General features: G+C 69.7%; 19 protein-coding genes. 7 read left to right on the top strand and 12 right to left on the bottom strand.

The annotated features are described in order from the left end of the window. Positions 1 to 66 precede the first annotated feature (66 nt). Complete coding sequence (locus GGQ80_RS01160; RefSeq protein ID WP_183981895.1) at positions 67 to 1,398, top strand: NupC/NupG family nucleoside CNT transporter; 1,332 nt, start codon at positions 67 to 69, stop codon at positions 1,396 to 1,398. Next, complete coding sequence (locus GGQ80_RS01155) at positions 1,395 to 1,796, top strand: acyl-ACP thioesterase domain-containing protein (RefSeq protein ID WP_183981894.1); 402 nt, start codon at positions 1,395 to 1,397, stop codon at positions 1,794 to 1,796. The genes GGQ80_RS01160 and GGQ80_RS01155 overlap by 4 nt, the downstream gene beginning before the upstream one ends. Positions 1,797 to 1,925: 129 nt before the next feature. Here GGQ80_RS01155 and GGQ80_RS01150 read toward each other — a convergent pair whose 3' ends face one another. Further along, entirely contained in the window at positions 1,926 to 2,516 is a 591-nt protein-coding gene (locus tag GGQ80_RS01150) for a TlpA family protein disulfide reductase (RefSeq protein WP_183981893.1), read from the bottom strand. A 16-nt stretch (positions 2,517 to 2,532) separates the two neighbouring features. Here GGQ80_RS01150 and argH point away from each other — a divergent pair, with 16 nt between their 5' ends. The 5 genes from argH to GGQ80_RS01125 are packed head-to-tail and all read left to right on the top strand — an operon-like array spanning position 2,533 to position 7,110. Next, positions 2,533 to 3,900, top strand: a complete 1,368-nt coding sequence (gene argH / locus GGQ80_RS01145; protein ID WP_183982428.1) for an argininosuccinate lyase — start codon at positions 2,533 to 2,535, stop codon at positions 3,898 to 3,900. Next, positions 3,900 to 4,133, top strand: coding sequence for a hypothetical protein (locus tag GGQ80_RS01140; RefSeq protein ID WP_183981892.1), 234 nt, complete (start codon positions 3,900 to 3,902; stop codon positions 4,131 to 4,133). Before argH ends, GGQ80_RS01140 begins: the two co-directional genes overlap by 1 nt. 7 nt (positions 4,134 to 4,140) lie before the next feature. Further along, positions 4,141 to 5,403 carry a diaminopimelate decarboxylase gene (gene lysA, locus GGQ80_RS01135; protein ID WP_183981891.1) on the top strand — a complete coding sequence of 421 codons (1,263 nt, stop codon included), beginning with the start codon at positions 4,141 to 4,143 and terminating at the stop codon, positions 5,401 to 5,403. A 46-nt stretch (positions 5,404 to 5,449) separates the two neighbouring features. Beyond that, positions 5,450 to 6,160 (top strand): NAD(P)-dependent oxidoreductase, encoded by a 711-nt coding sequence (locus GGQ80_RS01130; RefSeq protein WP_183981890.1) that lies wholly within the window; start codon positions 5,450 to 5,452, stop codon positions 6,158 to 6,160. Next, on the top strand, positions 6,157 to 7,110 hold the full coding sequence (locus tag GGQ80_RS01125; protein ID WP_183981889.1) for a zinc transporter ZntB: 954 nt from the start codon (positions 6,157 to 6,159) through the stop codon (positions 7,108 to 7,110). The genes GGQ80_RS01130 and GGQ80_RS01125 overlap by 4 nt, the downstream gene beginning before the upstream one ends. A gap of 83 nt (positions 7,111 to 7,193) precedes the next feature. On the opposite strand, the gene fliS is transcribed toward GGQ80_RS01125, so the two are convergent. The 11 genes from fliS to GGQ80_RS01070 all read right to left on the bottom strand — a co-directional run bounded on the left by fliS (position 7,194) and on the right by GGQ80_RS01070 (position 16,874). After that, positions 7,194 to 7,592, bottom strand: a complete 399-nt coding sequence (fliS, locus tag GGQ80_RS01120; RefSeq protein ID WP_183981888.1) for a flagellar export chaperone FliS — start codon at positions 7,590 to 7,592, stop codon at positions 7,194 to 7,196. Further along, positions 7,592 to 9,091 carry a flagellar filament capping protein FliD gene (gene fliD, locus GGQ80_RS01115; protein ID WP_183981887.1) on the bottom strand — a complete coding sequence of 500 codons (1,500 nt, stop codon included), beginning with the start codon at positions 9,089 to 9,091 and terminating at the stop codon, positions 7,592 to 7,594. The genes fliS and fliD overlap by 1 nt, the downstream gene beginning before the upstream one ends. Before the next feature lie 56 nt (positions 9,092 to 9,147). After that, positions 9,148 to 10,278 (bottom strand): flagellar type III secretion system protein FlhB, encoded by a 1,131-nt coding sequence (gene flhB, locus GGQ80_RS01110; RefSeq protein ID WP_183981886.1) that lies wholly within the window; start codon positions 10,276 to 10,278, stop codon positions 9,148 to 9,150. Next, entirely contained in the window at positions 10,278 to 11,051 is a 774-nt protein-coding gene (fliR, locus tag GGQ80_RS01105; protein ID WP_183982427.1) for a flagellar biosynthetic protein FliR, read from the bottom strand. The genes flhB and fliR overlap by 1 nt, the downstream gene beginning before the upstream one ends. A gap of 214 nt (positions 11,052 to 11,265) precedes the next feature. Beyond that, positions 11,266 to 11,535, bottom strand: coding sequence for a flagellar biosynthesis protein FliQ (fliQ, locus tag GGQ80_RS01100; RefSeq protein ID WP_183981885.1), 270 nt, complete (start codon positions 11,533 to 11,535; stop codon positions 11,266 to 11,268). 98 nt (positions 11,536 to 11,633) lie between these two features. Further along, entirely contained in the window at positions 11,634 to 12,527 is an 894-nt protein-coding gene (gene fliP, locus GGQ80_RS01095; protein ID WP_183981884.1) for a flagellar type III secretion system pore protein FliP, read from the bottom strand. Beyond that, positions 12,524 to 12,778: a flagellar biosynthetic protein FliO gene (locus GGQ80_RS01090; RefSeq protein WP_183981883.1), complete on the bottom strand. Its 255-nt coding sequence runs from the start codon at positions 12,776 to 12,778 to the stop codon at positions 12,524 to 12,526. Before GGQ80_RS01090 ends, fliP begins: the two co-directional genes overlap by 4 nt. A 9-nt stretch (positions 12,779 to 12,787) precedes the next feature. Then, the gene (fliN, locus tag GGQ80_RS01085) at positions 12,788 to 13,078 is read right to left on the bottom strand and encodes a flagellar motor switch protein FliN (RefSeq protein WP_183981882.1); all 291 of its coding nucleotides are present in this window, start codon (positions 13,076 to 13,078) and stop codon (positions 12,788 to 12,790) included. Continuing rightward, the gene (locus GGQ80_RS01080) at positions 13,075 to 14,019 is read right to left on the bottom strand and encodes a flagellar motor switch protein FliM (RefSeq protein WP_183981881.1); all 945 of its coding nucleotides are present in this window, start codon (positions 14,017 to 14,019) and stop codon (positions 13,075 to 13,077) included. The genes fliN and GGQ80_RS01080 overlap by 4 nt, the downstream gene beginning before the upstream one ends. A gap of 3 nt (positions 14,020 to 14,022) precedes the next feature. Next, positions 14,023 to 14,646, bottom strand: a complete 624-nt coding sequence (locus GGQ80_RS01075) for a flagellar basal body-associated FliL family protein (protein WP_183981880.1) — start codon at positions 14,644 to 14,646, stop codon at positions 14,023 to 14,025. 23 nt (positions 14,647 to 14,669) lie between these two features. Then, positions 14,670 to 16,874, bottom strand: a complete 2,205-nt coding sequence (locus GGQ80_RS01070; protein WP_183981879.1) for a flagellar hook-length control protein FliK — start codon at positions 16,872 to 16,874, stop codon at positions 14,670 to 14,672. Between the last annotated feature and the right edge of the window lie 4 nt (positions 16,875 to 16,878).

The raw sequence follows: 16,878 nt of genomic DNA, 5'->3' as shown, positions 1-16,878 counted from the left end.
TGCGTGTATGGTCGCGCCCTCGCGCGGGGGGCCGCGTTCTCATTTGACAGCTTACGCGGTACGCACATGACCAGACTGCTGATCGGCCTTGCCGGCATCCTCGTGATCCTCGCCATCGCGGTCGCGCTGTCCACCGACCGGCGGGCGATCCGCCTGCGCGTCGTCGGCAGCGCCTTCGCGCTCCAGGCGATCATCGCGGTGATCGTGCTCTATTGGACGCCGGGGCGCGCGGCGCTGGCGGCGGCGTCGGGCGGCGTGTCGGCGCTGCTCGGCTATTCGCAGCAGGGCACGCAATTCTTGTTCGGCAATCTCGCCAGCCCGGCGGTCGGCGGCACCAGCTTCGCGATCGCGGCGCTGCCCGTCATTATCTTCTTCGCCAGCCTGGTGTCGATCCTCTACTACCTCGGCGTGATGCAGCTGATCGTGCGCTGGATCGGCGGCGCGATCGAGAAGGTGATCGGCGCGTCGAAGGTCGAATCGCTGTGCGCGGCGGCCAACATCTTCGTCGGGCAGAGCGAATCGCCGCTCGTCATCCGCCCCTATCTGGCGGGGCTGACGCCGCCGCAGGTGTTCACGGTGATGACCAGCGGCATGGCCGGCGTCGCGGGGACGATCCTGGCGGCCTATGCGTCGATGGGAATCCGCATCGAATATCTGCTCGCGGCGAGCTTCATGGCGGCGCCGGGCGGCATCCTGATGGCGAAGATCATCATGCCCGACCGGACCGTCGCGCCCGAGGGCGAGCTGCCGCTGGGCGACGTGCCCGACGAGACGCGCCAGATCGAGCTGGCCGAGGCGCGGATCAGCGGGCGCGGGCCCGCCGCGCTGCTGCCCGAGGGCACGCCGGGCGAGCCGCTGCCCGACGCGACGCACGACGAGGAGCGGCCCGCGAATCTCATCATGGCGGCGGCGCAGGGTGCGCAGACCGGCGTCCGCCTCGCGGTGGCGGTCGGCGCGATGGTGCTGGCGTTCGTGGCGCTGGTGGCGCTCGCCAACGGGCTTCTCGGCACGGTCGGCGGGTGGTTCGGCTATCCGACGCTCAGCTTCCAGGGGCTGCTGGGCTATGTGTTCCAGCCGGTGATGTTCCTGCTCAACGTGCCGTGGAACGAGGCGGGGATCGCGGGTGGGTTGTTCGGCGAGAAGATCGTGCTGAACGAGTTCGTCGCCTATATCGACCTCGGCAAGCAGAGCCAGCTGAGCGCGCGGACGGTCGCGATCGTCACCTTCGCGCTGTGCGGCTTCGCCAATTTCTCGTCGATCGCGATCCAGATGGCGGTGACCGGCAGCCTGGCGCCGAACCAGCGGGCGACCATCGCGCGGCTCGGCCTGCGCGCGCTGGCGGCGGGGAGCCTTGCCAACCTGATGTCGGCGGCACTCGCCGGACTGCTGATCGGGTGACCCGCTTCACCCGCCGCTTCGTCGCGCGAGCAGTCGACATCGACGAGCTGGGCCACGTCAACAACGTGGTCTGGGTGAAGTGGGTGCAGGAGGTCGCGGTCTCGCACTGGGAGGCGGTGGCGCCGGCGGAGCACCAGGCGGTGCATGTCTGGGTCGTGACCCGGCACGAGATCGATTACCGCGGCAATCTGGGCGTCGGCGGGGTCGCGATCGGGGAGACGTGGGTCGGCGCGCTGCGGGGGGCTCGGTTCGACCGGCATGTGCGGTTTACCGGCGACGACGGGCGGGTGCTGGTCGAGGCGCTGACGACCTGGGCATTGCTGGACCGCGCGACCGGGCGGTTGTTGCGGGTGCGGCCGGAGTTTGCGGCGCCGTTTCTGGGAGATGCGGAGGGCTAAGCACAGAGCACCCCCAATCTCCGTTCGTCCTGAGCTTGTCAAAGACGTGCCCCCAGCGCTGCGTTTGCTTCATGTGCTTCGAAAAGCTCAGCATGAACGGGAAGGGTAATGGCGGGGGAGGATTAGAGGTTACTTTGCCTCCGCCAGCATCTTCGCCGCCTCGGGCCCGGTCCAGTCAGTGTCGCCGAGCTTGCGCCAGACTTCCTTGCCGTCCGATCCCAGCAGCACCGTCATCGGCAACGTCGCCTGATAAGCGAGGCTGAGCCCCATCTTCTCGTCGCGATAGGGCGTGAGGTCGGTCAACTTGCGTTCCTTCAGGAAGGCGGCGGCCTTGGCGGGGTCGCTGTCCTGACTGATCGCGGCGACCGACAGCTTGCCCTGCTTCGCCAGCGCGTCGAGCGTCGGCAATTCCTTGACGCAGGGCGCGCACCACGTCGCCCACAGGTTGACCAGCACCGGATGGCCCTTGAACGTCGACAGCGTGACCGACTGGCCAGCGGCGTCGGTGAAGGCGACGGCAGGGGGCGTCTCGCCAGCGTGGCTGCGGTCGAATTTCGTCACCGCCGAGGGGGCGGGCGCACCGCCGGCGGCGGATACCTCGCCCGACGAGACCTCGCCGCTGGCCGCGGGGGTTGCTTGATTGGCGGCGTCGTCGGGCCTAGTGCACGCGCTTGCCGCTAGGGCGGCGAGGAGACAGGCAATCGCCGAGCGGCAGGACATGACAGGCTCCAATGCAATGTGGGGCGGCCGCTTCGCCGAAGGACCGGCGGCGGTCATGCGTGAGATAAACGCCTCGATTCCCTTCGACAAGCGGCTGTGGAAGCAGGATGTCGCCGGCAGCCGCGCGCACGTCGCGATGCTGGGCAAGCAGGGCATCGTCGAGGCGGCGGACGCCGAGCGGATCGCCGCGGGACTCGAGCAGGTCGCCGCGGGCTATGCCGCCGATGGCGTGCCCGAGGACCTGACGCTCGAAGACATCCACATGGTCACCGAGGCGCGGCTGGCCGAGGCGATCGGGCCGGTGGCGGGACGGCTGCACACCGCGCGCAGCCGCAACGACCAGGTCGCGACCGATTTCCGGCTGTGGGTGCGCGATGCGATCGACGAGGTGACCGGGGCGCTGCGCGGCTTCCAGACCGCGCTGCTCGCGCGCGCAGAGGAGCATGCCGCCAGCGTGATGCCGGGCTTCACCCATCTGCAATCGGCCCAGCCGGTGACGCTGGGCCACCACCTGATGGCCTATTGGGAAATGGCGAGCCGCGACGTCGGCCGCTTCACCGACGCGCGGGCGCGAATGAATCGTTCGCCGCTCGGCTCGGCGGCGCTTGCGGGGACGGGATTTCCGGTCGACCGCGAGGCGACGGCGAGCGCGCTCGGCTTCGACGGACCGACGCGCAACAGCCTCGATGCCGTCAGCGACCGTGACTTCGCGATCGAATATCTGACCAGCGCGGCGCAATGCGCGCTTCACCTGTCGCGGCTGGCGGAGGAATTCGTGCTGTGGGCGTCGCAGCCGTTCGGCTTCGTATCGCTTTCCGACCAATGGTCGACCGGCAGCTCGATCATGCCGCAGAAGCGCAATCCCGATGCCGCCGAGCTGGTGCGCGGCCATGCCGGACGGATCACCGGCTGCCTCGTCAGCCTGATGGTGACGATGAAGGGCCTGCCGCTCGCCTATTCGAAGGACATGCAGGACGACAAGCCGCCGGTGTTCGAGGCCCACGACCTGCTCGGCCTGTGCATCGCGGCGATGACCGGCATGGTCGAAAGCGCGACGTTCCGGACTGAGCGGATGCGCCAGGTCGCCGAAGCCGGTTTCTCGACCGCCACCGACTTGGCCGACTGGCTGGTGCGCGAGGCGGGGGTACCGTTTCGCGAGGCGCACCACATCACCGGGCGCGCCGTGGCGCGGGCGGAGGCGCTGGGAATCGGGCTCGACGCGTTGCCGCTGGGCGACCTGACCGCGATCGACGGGCGGATCACGGCGGGGGTCTATGACGTGCTGTCGGTCGATGCCTCGGTCGCCAGCCGTATGAGCTTCGGCGGCACTGCGCCCGCGAACGTTCGCGCCGCGATCGCAGCGGCGCGCGAGAGCATGGCGTGATGCGGTTCGGTATCCTCGCGCTCGCGCTGGTGCTCGCCGGCTGCGGCGCGGCGCGCGACCTGCAGCCGCGCAAGGGCGTGCCGCTGCCGCCGGCACCGCGCGGCGCCGACGAGACGCTGACGCCGAGCCAGCTGCTGACGCCGACGACGCAGCAGCGCCCGCAGCGCAGCGACGAGCTGCTGACCCAATCGGACGAGCGGCGCAGCGACGAATTCGACCTTCCGCCGGACTGAGGCCTTCGTGAACCATTTCGATTATCGTGACGGCACCCTGTGCTGCGAGGACGTCAGCCTGACCGCGATCGCGCAAGCGGTGGGGACGCCGGTGTACGTCTATTCGGCGAGCACCTTTCGCCGCCATGCGCGCGTGTTTCGCGAGGCGCTGGCGGGGCTGAACCGCGTCCACCTGGCCTATGCGATCAAGGCCAATCCCAACATCGCGGTGCTGCGCGTCATCGCCGACGAGGGCTATGGCGCCGACGTGGTGTCGGGCGGCGAGATGGCGCGCGCGCTGGCGGCGGGCATCCCGGCGAAGGACATCGTCTTCTCCGGCGTCGGCAAGACCCGCGCCGAGCTGACCAAGGGGCTGGACGAGGGCATCGGTCAGTTCAACCTGGAGCTGGAGGAAGAGGGCGTCGTTCTGGCTGAGATCGCCGCGTCGCGCGGTCAGGTGGCGCCGGCGGTGCTGCGCGTGAACCCCGACGTCGATGCCGGTACCCACGCCAAGATCTCGACCGGCAAGCGCGACAACAAGTTCGGCGTGCCGATCGACCAGGCGCCGGCGATGTTCGACCGGCTGGCGCCGCTCGACGGCATCAACCTGCGCGGTGTCGCGATCCACATCGGCAGCCAGCTGTCCGACCTATCGCGGCTGGAACAGGCCTATGCCCGCGTCGGCGCGCTGGTCGCCGAGCTGCGCGCGGCGGGCCATGTCATCGATCGCGTCGACCTGGGCGGCGGATTGGGCGTGCCGTACAAGGATGGCGACACCTTCCCCGAACCGGCGGAATATGGCGCGATGGTCGCGCGTGCGACCGAGGGCTGGGACGTCGAGCTGATGTTCGAGCCGGGGCGCGTGATCGCGGGCAATGCCGGCGTGCTGCTGACCGAGGTGATCTGGGTGAAGCCGGGGGTCACCGATCCCTATGTCATCGTCGATGCGGCGATGAACGACCTGATGCGCCCGGCGCTTTACGACGCCTTCCACGATTTCGTCGCGGTGACGCCGACCGGCGAGCGGATGACCGCCAATATCGCCGGTCCGGTGTGCGAGACCGGCGACACCTTCGCGATGGGGCGCGAGATCGACGCGGTGAAGTCGGGCGACCTGGCCGTCTTCCGCACCGCCGGTGCCTATGGCGCGACGATGGCGTCGACGTACAACAGCCGGCCGCTGGTGCCCGAGGTGCTGGTCGATGGCGACCGCTTCGCGGTGGTCGCCGACCGGATCGCGGCGGAGACGATCCTGGGCGCGGAGCGGGTGCCGGAGTGGCTGGCGAAGTAGGTCGCCTGGCCATATTCGCCCCGGCGCGGCGGACGAGGAGTGAAGCGTGCGGTCACTGCCGATCTTCATCGTCCTGACGGGGCGGCCCGTCATCCTGCTCGGTGACGACGACGCGACCGCGCCCAAGCGGCGGCTGCTCGAACGCGCCGGCGCTCATGTGGTCGGCGAGGACGATTCCGATGCCCGGTTGGCGATCGTCGCCGACGACGAGGCCGCGGTCACGCGGCTCAAGGCGCGTGGGGTGCTGGTCAATGCGGTCGATCGGCCCGAACTGTGCGACTTCACCTTGCCCGCGATCGTCGATCGCGATCCGGTGATCGTCGCGATCGGAACGGGCGGCGTGTCGGCCGGGCTGGCGGCGGCGTTGCGGCAGCGGATGGAGGGGCTGATCCCGACCGGGATCGGGCGGCTGGCCGAACGGCTGTACGCGCTGCGCGGCGAGTTGCGCGCGCGCTACCCCGACGGTGCCGAGCGGCGGCGGGCGGTGGCCGGGTTGATCGGCGATCCATTGGCGGAAGTGCGGGCTGACACGCTTGCGGGCGCCGGTGGCGTCGAGGCGATCGTGCTGCGCTCCGACGATCCCGACGACCTGACGTTGCGCGAGGCGCGGTGGCTGGCGCAGGCCGATCTGGTGCTTCACCGTGCGGACGTGCCGGCGGCGGTGCTCGACCGGGCGCGAGCCGATGCGGCGCGGGCGCCCTGGGACGGCGGCGCGGTGACGCCGGTCGGGCTGACGGTGACGGTGGAGCGAGGATGAGCGGGTTCGGCTACAGGATTACCGATGGCAAAGCCGAGCGCGTATCGGTGAAGGACGCGCTGACGTGCCACGCCGACCTCGTCTGGGTCCATCTGTCGACCACCGAGGCGGAGGCGCAGAAGTGGCTGCGCGAGGAAGCCAGGCTCAACGACTATGTCGTCGACGCGCTGACCGCGACCGAGACGCGGCCGCGCTGCGAACAATTCGGCCACGGCGCGTTGCTGAACCTGCGCGGGCGGTCGACCGAACCGGCGACGACGGGCGATCCGCTGGCGTCGGTGCGGGTGTGGGCGATCAAGGGGCGCGTCTTCTCGGTGACGAGGAAGCCGCTCTACGCGGTCGACGCGGTGGTCAAGGAGGTCGAGGGGGGCGAGGTGCGCGATCCCGGCGACCTGATCTCGGAAATCGCCACCGCCATCACCGAGGATCTCGATCCGGTCGTCGCGGACCTTGGCGACGAGCTCGACGCGTGCGAGGAGAAACTCGATCCCTCGGCGATCTTCGAACTGCGCCGCACGGTGATGCGGGTGCGGATCGGCGCGATCGGCTATCGCCGCTTCCTGGTGCCGCAGCGGACCGCGCTGGAGAAGCTGGCGCAGCTGCCCGGCGACTGGCTGGCGGAGGACGATCGGCTGCACCTGGCGGCGGCGGCGGACCGAGCGGCGCGGATGGCCGAAGAGCTGGAATCGATCCGCGAGCGCGCGGCGCTGCTTCACGAAACGCTGACCGACCTGAGGGCGGAGCAGATCGACCATCGATCGCTGGTGATCTCGATCGTCGCGGTCGTGTTCCTGCCGCTGACCTTCATCACCGGTTTGTACGGGATGAACGTCGACGGCCTGCCGTTCCAGCATTCCGCCCATGCGTTCGACTGGATCACGATTGGCTGCGTGCTGCTGGGCGCGGGGATATTGGGGTATTTCCTGCGGCGGCACTGGTTCCGGCATTGAGGCCGGTTCACGCCCCGTCCCCGTCATGCTGAAACGAGTTCAGCATGACGGAGGAATGGCGTGGAGGCCAGACGGCAGGCGGATCAGCCCGCCCGTGCGGTCTTCCACGCCGCGGCGATCTCCGCGAGGTCGCTGGCGGCGTTAAGCAGCGGCGCGGGGTCGTTGCCGATCGAGGCGTCGATCACCTGGCGGCGAATGCCGGCGTAGAGGCGGTGGAGCGACACGGCGACGTCGCCGCCCTTGTCGTGATCCAGCCCAGCCTCCAGCGCGAACAGGATCGCGGTCGCGCGGGTCGCCCGCTCGCTCTTCACCGCGACTTGGCCGCGGGCCATCGCGAAGGCGGCGGAGCGCAGTGCTGAGACAAGTTCTTCGTAGAGCAGCTGGACCAGCGCCGGGCCATCCGCCTCGGCGGTGCGACCGACGACGTCGATCTGGCGGTAGGTGTCGTAGGGGTTTCGCAGCAGCGACGATGCATAGGCCATCAGTTGTCGCTCTTGTTCCAGGCCTTGATTTGGCCGTCGAGGAAGGTCTGCGTCTTCTTGTAGGCGGCCACGCGCGAGTTCATCGCGGCATATTGCTGGGACAATCGGGTGGTCATGGCCTCTGAATCGGTCGTGATCCTGGCCTGGCTCTTCGCCACCTCCGTCTTGGCGGCGGTGTAGCGCGCTTCCGACGCGCCCAGCCCGTAGACGGTGTTGGTCGCGGCGTCGGATATCGTCGACAGTACCTTGGCGAGGCCCGTCGTCGTCGAGGCGAACATGCTCTCGATCGCGTCGGGGTTCGCCTTCATCGCGGCGTCGAGCTGCTTGGTGTCGAGCTTGAGCGTCCCGTCCTTGTTGGTGCTGACGCCGATCTCGGCAAGCGTCTTGGGACCCGCCGCGGTGCCGTCGGAGATCGTCGCGAGCGTCAGCCCGCGCAGCGAGCGGAGCAGCGATTGCGCCGCCTGGTCGCCGCGCAGCGGGCCGGTGACAGGGTCGGTCTGCTCCTTCAGCGTCGTCAGTACCTGATTGTAGGTGTCGACGACGTCCTGCACCGCCTGGGTCAGCGCGGTGGTGGGGCGTTCGGAGCTCAGCGACACCGGCGCGATCGACACCGCGTTGAGCTGAAGCTTCACACCCGAGAGCAGGTCGGTGACGGTATTGGTCGACCGTTCGGCCTCGATGCCGTCGATCGTCAGCTTGGCATTGGCCGCCTGGCCCGAAATGGCGGTGGTCGAGGTGTCGGGATCGGTGACCGGCTTCACCTCGAACTGCTGCAGCGCCGGCGTGCTGGCACTGACGGTGAAGGCGTTGTTGGCGCCGGTCTGTCCCTTCAGCGACAGGAAGGCGCCGCCCTTGCCGTCGGCGATGACGGTGGCAGTGACACCGAACTTTTTGGCGTTGATCGCGGTGGCGACGTCGTCGAGCGTCGCGTTGGTCAGATCGATCGTCGTGCTGAACCCGCCGGTCGGGGCATTGAAGCCCGTCATCTTGGTGCCGGTGGAATCGTATGTCGCGGCGCCGAAGTTGAACGTCAGCGTGCCCGATCCGATCACCGCGCTGCGATCGGCGACCGCGGTCTTGGTGCGGACGCTCTGCGCCGAGGCGAGCTGGGTGACGGTGATGCTGCTCGACACGTTCGCCATCTTCGTGCCGGCGATCGGGCTGGCCGTCAGCGACTTGGTATCCGACGACAGCGGCTGCGACTGGAGCGTGCCGCCCTTGATCAGCGACTGAAGCGCGGTCGAGAAGGTGCTGATTGTGTTCTTCATCGTCGACACGCCCGAGATCTGGGACGTGAGGGTGTCGGCCGTCTTCGTCAGCTGCGCGGAGCGGGTCGCGAACTGCGCCTGGACCAGACTGTCGACCAGCGAGCTGGTGTCAACGCCCGACCCGGTATTGAGCGAGGTCAGCAGCGACTGGGTCGCCGACTTCACCAGCGACGACGCGGTCGGGGTGGGGGTCGGCGTCGGGGTCGCGGTAGCGGAAGTGGTCGTCGTCATCGCGTCCCTCGTCGTTGCTGGTTAAAACGGCCGAAGCCGGGCGGGATTTAGGCATTTCAAGCGACCGACAGGCTGACGCCGTTCTCGTCGAAGCGGGCGCCGGCGGGTACGTCGATCGGCGGCGGCGAGCCGCCCTGCTGCTGGTTGAGGCCGAAGACGAAGGCGAGCACGGTGGCGATGGCGAGATACAGGTCGTCGCGCACCTCCTGGCCCTCCTTGCTGGTGTAATAGACCGCGCGGGCGAGCATCGGATATTCGAGGATCGGCGTCCCCGTTTCGGCGGCGAGTTCGCGGATCGCGAGCGCGGTCGCGCCGCGACCCTTGGCGACGACGACGGGCACCTGATCGCGGGTGCGGTCATAGCGCAGCGCGACCGAGAAGTGCGTCGGGTTGGTGAGAATGACGTGCGATTCGGCGACTGCCGAGCGGATCTGGCGGCTGGCCATCGCGCGCTGCTTCTGGCGGATATGCGCCTTCGCCTCGGGCGAGCCCTCGCTCTCCTTGTGCTCGTCGCGGACCTCCTGCTTGGTCATGCGCAGCTTCTGGAGCAGCTGGAAGATCTGCAGCGGCACGTCGAGCAGCGCGATGCCGACCAGCCCCATCGCCATCGCGATCATGATGCCGTTGAAGGTGGCGCCGACGACGCCGAGCGACTGGGCGACGTCGGCCGACGACAGGCCGAGCGTGGTGCGCGTCGACTTCCACAGCATCCAGCCGCCGATCGCGCCGAGCAGCACGACCTTCAGCATCGACTTGCCGAGTTCGATCCACCCCTGCGTACCGACGATCCGCTTCAGCCCGGCGCCCGGGTTGATGCGGCTGAACTTGGGCGCCATCAGCTTGCCGTTAAACTGAAAGCTGCCGAGACCCGCGGCGCCGACGACGGTCGCGACGATGGTGATGCCGAACAGCGAGGCGAGCGGCGCGATCAGCTTGCCCCCTGCCGCGGCGAGCGGGCGGAAGGGTGAGAAATCCTCGACATCGGCATGGTCGAACTGAAGGCTGGCGGCCATTACCGCCTTGCACGCGGCCAGCAGCTGCGGCCCGAACATCAGCAGCCAGCCGACGCCGGCGACCACCACCAGCGCGGTGCCGAAATCCCTGGAGCGAAGTACCGACCCGTCTTCCGCCGCCTTTTCGCGGCGGCGTGCTGTCGGGGCTTCTGTCTTGTCGCCACCCTCCGACATCAGCCGGTCACCAGCGTCTGGATCGCGTCGAGGCTTTCGCGGATGATGACGAGCATATAGTCGCCCATCGCCGGGAAGGCGGTGGCAAGCGCGATGACGCCGACCGCCAGGCTGGCGGGAAGGCCGACCGAGAACAGGTTGAGCGCCGGCGCCGCGCGGCTCATCATGCCGACGACGAGGTTGAGGCATAGCAGCAGGAAGCCCACCGGCAGCGCCAGCAACAGCCCGGCGAGGAAGATGTAGCCGCCGAACAGCGCGATGCTCTTCAGCTGCACCGCGGTCAGCCAGGCGGCGCCCGGCGGCATGGTGTCATAGCTGCGCACCAGCAGGTCGACGAGGACGAGGTGGCCGTCGACCGACAGGAACAGCAGCGTCAGCATCACCGACATGAACTGGCCGAGCGCGGGGGTGGAGCGGCCGTTCTGCGGGTCGATCGTCGAGGCGAAGCCGATACCCATCGAGGTGCCGATGACTTCGGAGGCGACCAGCGGCGCGGCGAAGGCGGCCTGGAGCACGAAGCCGATCGAGAAGCCGACCAGCGCTTCGGCCGCCACCGACAGGATGGTCGTGGTCGCGAATACCTGGGCGGGCGGCGTGATCGGGTGCGCGGCGAGGACGAGCAGCCCGATCGATCCGGTCAGCGCGACGCGCACCGGCAGCGGGATCGTCACCGCGCCGAACACCGGCGCGGCGATGAATGCCGCCCCGATGCGCACCATCACGAAGATGAGTGCCCACAGCTGCGGTTCGATGGCGAGGCCGAAGCCTAGCACGGCGCAGCCTGCGAGTGCACACGCGCCGCGCGCCACGCTGGCGCGCCCGGCCGGCGGGGCGAAGCACCCGTCCGACGAGGCGGCTTCGCCGCGGCGGGCATCGTGCAATGCCCTGCACCACGCCGCGGCAAAGCCGCGTCGTCGAACCTCGGCAATGCCGAGGCCGGCCGTGCTGGCACAGGACGCGCGGGCGTGGCCGCGCTGGCGCTGCGCATTACTTTACGAGGTCCGGAATGCGGTCGAACATCGAGATCGTGAAATCGCTGAGCAGCCCGAGGATCAGGCTGCCGAAGATCAGGATCGAGAAGGCGACGACGACCAGCTTGGGGACGAACGACAGCGTCTGCTCGTTGATCGAGGTCGCGGCCTGGATCATGCCCAGGATCAGGCCGGCGAGCAGCGCGGGGATCAGGATCGGCGCCGAGGCGAGTGCGAGCACCCACATCGTCTGGTTGGCGACGGTCAGGAAGTAATCGGCGTCCATCTGATTTAACTTCCGTTCGTGCTGAGCTTGTCGAAGCACGGGGTCTTGGCACGCCCTTCGACAAGCTCAGGGCGAACGGGATTTGCGCGTAGGTGGCGCTATGTCGCGAACGAGTTCGCCAGGCTGCCCATCGTCAGCGCCCAGCCGTCGACCAGGACGAACAGGAGCAGCTTGAATGGCAGCGAAATGATCGACGGCGACAGCATCGCCATGCCTAGGCTCATCAGCACCGTCGCGACGACGAGGTCGATGACGATGAACGGCAGGAAGATCAGAAAGCCGATCTGGAACGCGGTCTTCAGCTCCGACGTCGTGAACGCGGGCAGCAGAACGGCGTAGGGAATGTCCTTGGGGCTGGCATAGGGGCCCGACTTGGCCATCTGCGCGAACATCGTCACGTCCTTGACGCGGGTCTGCTTGGTCATGAAGTCGTGCAGCGGCGCGCCGGCGGCGGCGATCATCTGCGTGCCGGCGAGCTGGCCCGAGGCATAGGGCTGGATCGCCTGAGTATTCATCTGGTTGATCGTCGGCGCCATCACGAACAGCGACAGGAACAGCGCCAGGCCGATCAGCACCTGGTTGGGCGGCGTCTGCTGAAGGCCGAGCGCCTGGCGCAGCACCGCGAGAACGATGACGATCCGGGTAAAGCTGGTCATCATCAACAGGATGCCCGGCAGGATCGTCAGCAGGCCCATGATGATGAGGACCTGGAGCGACAGCGACAGCGGCGCCGACTGGGTGCCGCCCGATGCGGCGCCCGAGCTCAGCTGGCCGAGCGCGCGGTCGACCGCGTCGCCGACGCCCGGCGCCGCGGGGGCGGCCGGCGCGGCGGGCGCGGCCTGCGCGAAGGCGGGCATCGCGACCGAGACGGCGAGCAGGATGGCGAGCGCGATCAGCAGCCACTTCACCACCGATGTGCGGCGCGGCTTCATGGCGGCACGGTCGCGGATCAGCGCGGGGCCGGCGCCCTTGCGGGTCACGGAAATGCTCACTGGCCCACCTTGTCGACGAGGGTGACGCCGCCGCGGGCGACCGAGACGAGCAGGCGCTTGCCCTCGAAATCGAGGACGGCGAGGCGAACGCCGGGCGAGATCATCATCGTTTCCTTGACCTGGACGAGCCGCGTCGACGGCTTGCCGGGCATGCGGCTCTCGAGCTTCCGCCACAGATAGAGACAGCCGATCATCAGGCCGCAGACCAGCGGCAGGAGGATGACCAGCTTGAGGATGTAGCTCCAGAGCATCGTGTCGCCTCAGCCGCGCTTGTCGGGGTTGACGAGCTCGGTCATGCGCACGCCGAAGCGGTCGCCGACCGTCACCACCTCGCCGCGGCCGATCAGCGTGCCGTTGACGAAGACGTCGAGCAGCTCGTTGGCCTGGCGATCGAGCTCGATCACCGAGCTTTCGCCGAGCGCGAGCAGTTCGCGCAGCGTCAGCTGGGTCGAGCCGATCTCGACGGTCAGCTTGACGTCGACGTCCTGGAGCAGCCGGAAGTTGGCCGCCACCGCGGTATCGACCGCGAAGCCGCCGGTCATGTCGTTCATGCGGAAAGTCCTTCGTCGTCGATCTGGGCGATGGCGGTGAGGCGGACGGCGGCAAAGCCGTTCGAGGTGCCGACGGTCCCGGTGCCGAGACGGTCGCGACCGACCATCACCGGCACGTCGCCGCCGATCGAAATGGGAATGACGTCGCCGGGCTTCAGGTTGACCAGCAGCGACAGCGGCACAACCGGCTCGGCCAGCACCGAGCGGACGGGAAAGCGGACGTTCATCACCGACCGGGTCAGCGCGGTGCGCCAGGCGGGGTCCGCCTCCGCCTTGTCGAGCACCTTGCCGGTCAGCGTCGCGCCATGCGGCTTCAGGCCGACGACGGGATAGAGGATGTCGAGGAACACCGGCGATCCGTCGCCCGCGGCGATGCCGAAGCGAGTGACGATCATCGCGTCGTCGCCATCGATCGGCAGCATCGCGGCGCTCGATTCGCAGCGGCCGGGGCTGAACTCGATCCGGGTCAGCGGCTCCCATGCGGCGCGCAGCGGGGTGGCGAGGACGGCGCCGATCCGACCCGCCAGCGCCTCGGCGGCGGGCGAGAATTCGGCCGGCAGCTCGGCAGGAGCCGCCCCGGTGCCGCCGAAGAACAGGTCGAGCATCTCGAGCACGAAACGGCCATCGAGCACGCACAGCGCCTGCGCACCGGCGGCGGCCGGCACCATCCCGAACGGCATCCAGCCGGTCAGCGCGTCGCCGCGTTCGGACCGATAGTCGGCGAAGCGCTGGACGACGAGCGGCTCGGCCCAGGCGCGGACCTCCTGGCGCAGCAGCGGCTCGAACACCCCCCGAAGCGCGCGGGCGAACCGCGCCGAGAGGTGCTGGAGCGTGTGAAGATCGCCGAACGGATTCAGCTTGGCCGCGCCGAGCCCCTCCGCGTGGGCGGCGGGCGCCCTGTCGCGGGAGCGGCGTTCGGTCGTTGCCTCGGCGTTAACCATGCCTCACTGAACAACGAAACTGGTAAAGTAAACGTTACTGATCCCGCCAAAGCCCTCTTTTTGCTTGAGCACGGCGTTGATCGCCGCGGTCAGCCGCTTGGCCATCTTCTGCTTCCCCTCGGACGAGAAAACCTGGTCTTCCGTGGTGTCGCTGAGCGTCATCAGGATCGCCGAACGGACCGCGATGTCGTTCGTCTTGACGTTTTCGATGACGGTGTCGTCGTACGGCGTCGACACGGCGATGCCGACCTGGACGAAGTGCATCGAATCGCTGAGGTTGGAGGTGAACTCCTTCTCCATCTCGTAATAGTTGGAGGCGTATTTGTCGCCGCCCTCGCCCGATGGCGGGCGCTCGCCGCCGCCGCCACCGCCTTCGCCATGGCCCTCGCCGCCCTCGCCGCCGGCGGCGGCGCGCTTCTGCTCCTCCTTGGGCACCAGCTTGGGTCCGTGGTCTTCCTTTTCGGGGGTATGGCCGCCGCCGCCGAGCAGCCCGGCGTTGGCGGCATACATGCCGGCGCCGACCCCGCCGCCCAGCAGGGCGAGCGGGGCGACGATCATGATGATGAGCTTGCCCTTGCCCTTCTTCTTGGGGGCTGCGGCATCGTCTTCGGCGGGCTTGTCGGCCATGGGGTCAGTCCTTTCGGGCGTCGTCAGGCGATGCGACCGCCGGCCTGGTCGCCGGCGTCGCTATCGGTGGTGGAAACAGGGGCGCGGGGCGCGCGGTTCGCAGTGGTGCGGGCGGCCTCGCGCTGTTGCTGCTGTTGCTGCTGGCTGTGCGCCTGCTGCTGCTGGGCACCGGCGCTCTGCGCGCTGTTGCCGCTGCCAGTGCTCTGGCTGTTGCCGCCGGCCTGGCCACCGGTGCCGTTCTGGGTGGCGCTGTCGGCGACCGTGGCGACGCGGGTGTCGCCGAGCTTGAGCCCGCGATCCTCGGCGGCGGCGTGAAGACGCGGTGCGGCTTCCTGCAGCAGCTGGCGGGTCGCGGCCTGCTCGGCGGCGAATTCGACGTGAATGGTGTCGCCCTCGGTCCGCATCGACACGTCGATCCGGCCGAGCGCGTCGGGGATCAGGCGGATGCTGGTGTCGGCGGCGTTGGCCATGTCGCGCAGGCTCTCGATCCGCGCGATCATGTTGTGTGGCCACTGGCGCTGGGTGACGTCGAGCGGCGGCTGGACGATCTGGGCGATCGCGGCGGCGGGGCGCTGCTCGATCGGCGCAGCGGCGGGCGGCGCTGCGCCGGCGGCGGGCGCATCGACCGCGATCGGCGGCGCGGCCGCTGGCTCGTCGGTGGCGCGGGTGTCGAGCGGCACCGGCTGCGGCTCGCTGCGCTGGATCGCGGCGGCGTGGATCGCGGCGCCGAAGGCGCGCGCGGCGGGGGTGGCGATCGGCGTTGCGGGGGGAGACGCAGGCTGCACCTCGGCGGGAACGGTCGTCGTCGCTTCGGCGGGCTCGTCCGGCGCGACGATGGTCGGGCGCGGCGAGGCGGGGGTGGTCGGGCGCAGGAAGGTGGCGGGCTGGACGGCCGCGATGACCGGCGCCGCGGGCGCGCGGGGGGCTGCCGCTGCGGGCTGCGCGGCGGCGGCGACGATCGGCGCGGCTGGGGCGAAGCGGACGACGGCGGCGGATGGCTGGCTGGGCGCCGCATCGGTCACGGGAGCAGGGACGGTCGCCATGACCGGCTCGACCGTGGCGGCGCGATCGACGGACGGCGTCGGCGGCATGGTGGCGTCGGCCGGGCGACCGGGCGTCACGGCCTCGGCCGGCGCGGTGACCGGCGCAGCGGCGATCGGCTGGGCGACGAGCGGAGCGGCGGCATCGAGCGCGACGATGGGGGTGACGACGGCTGGCGCGGTCTGCGCGGCGGCGGGGACGTCGGCCAGCGGCTGGTCGGCGGTCGCCTGAAAGCGGACCGGCACCGCGACCGCCGGAATTGCCGGGGTGGTGCGCGCTTGCGCGGCGGCGACCTGGGGCGAGGATGCGGCGACGGTGCGCGGCGCCCGGCTTTCCTGCGCCGTCTGGATGTCGCGTGCCTTTGGCATCGGAAGCGGTTGTGAGCGACCGACTTGCGGCGTGGCGACGGGCTCAGCGAGCGGCTGCGGCGCCGCCTGGGTGGTCACAGGCTGGATCGGCGCAGGCGTCGTGGAGGACGGGTGAGCCGCTTCGGCAACCGCGGCATTTGGCGCGGTCGGGGGTGCCGGTGTAACCGCCGGGAGCGGTGTCAGCGCGGTCGTGCCGACGGCGCGGGCGATCGTCTCGCTACCGGTGGCGTCGCTCGGCGCGACCGGTGCGGCGACGTCACTGGTCTCGGGCGCTGGCGGAGAGGGCAGCGCGACGCTCGGCGCGGGGATGGCAATCCGCGCCGCAAGGTCGACGATCGTGGCGCGGTCGCCAGGCGGCGCGGGGGTGGCCGTCCGCGCCGCAAGGTCGACGACCGCGGCGCGGTCGCCAGGCGGCGGCGCGGGCGTGGCGACGGCGGGGGCCGGCACGACGATCGACGGGGCCAGCGCCAACCAGGCGAGCGCGGGGTCGAGCGGGGCAGCGTCCGGGCTGACCGGCAAATCCGTGCCGGTGTCGGCATCATCGTGCCGCTCGCCATCGTCGGTGGCGGCAAGCATGTCCGGCGCGGGGTCGTCCGCCAAGCCGGGATACGCCAGCGCGATGACGTCGGGCGGGGCCACCGCAGGCGCGGCGATCGGCATGGCGATCAGGGTCGGTGTCGCGGGGCCGGCGCTAACGAACGGAATATCCAACGTAAATGCCATCGCGGGCTCGCCGCCGCTGCCCTTGGCGGGGGCGGGGCTGAGCAGCGTCGGCGGCATGGCGGCGGCGGCTGATGAGGCGATGGTCGACGGGGTCATGGCT

The organism is Sphingomonas jinjuensis, from assembly GCF_014197105.1.
Lineage (GTDB): Bacteria > Pseudomonadota > Alphaproteobacteria > Sphingomonadales > Sphingomonadaceae > Sphingomonas > Sphingomonas jinjuensis.
This window is presented reverse-complemented; position numbering and strand designations above follow the sequence as displayed.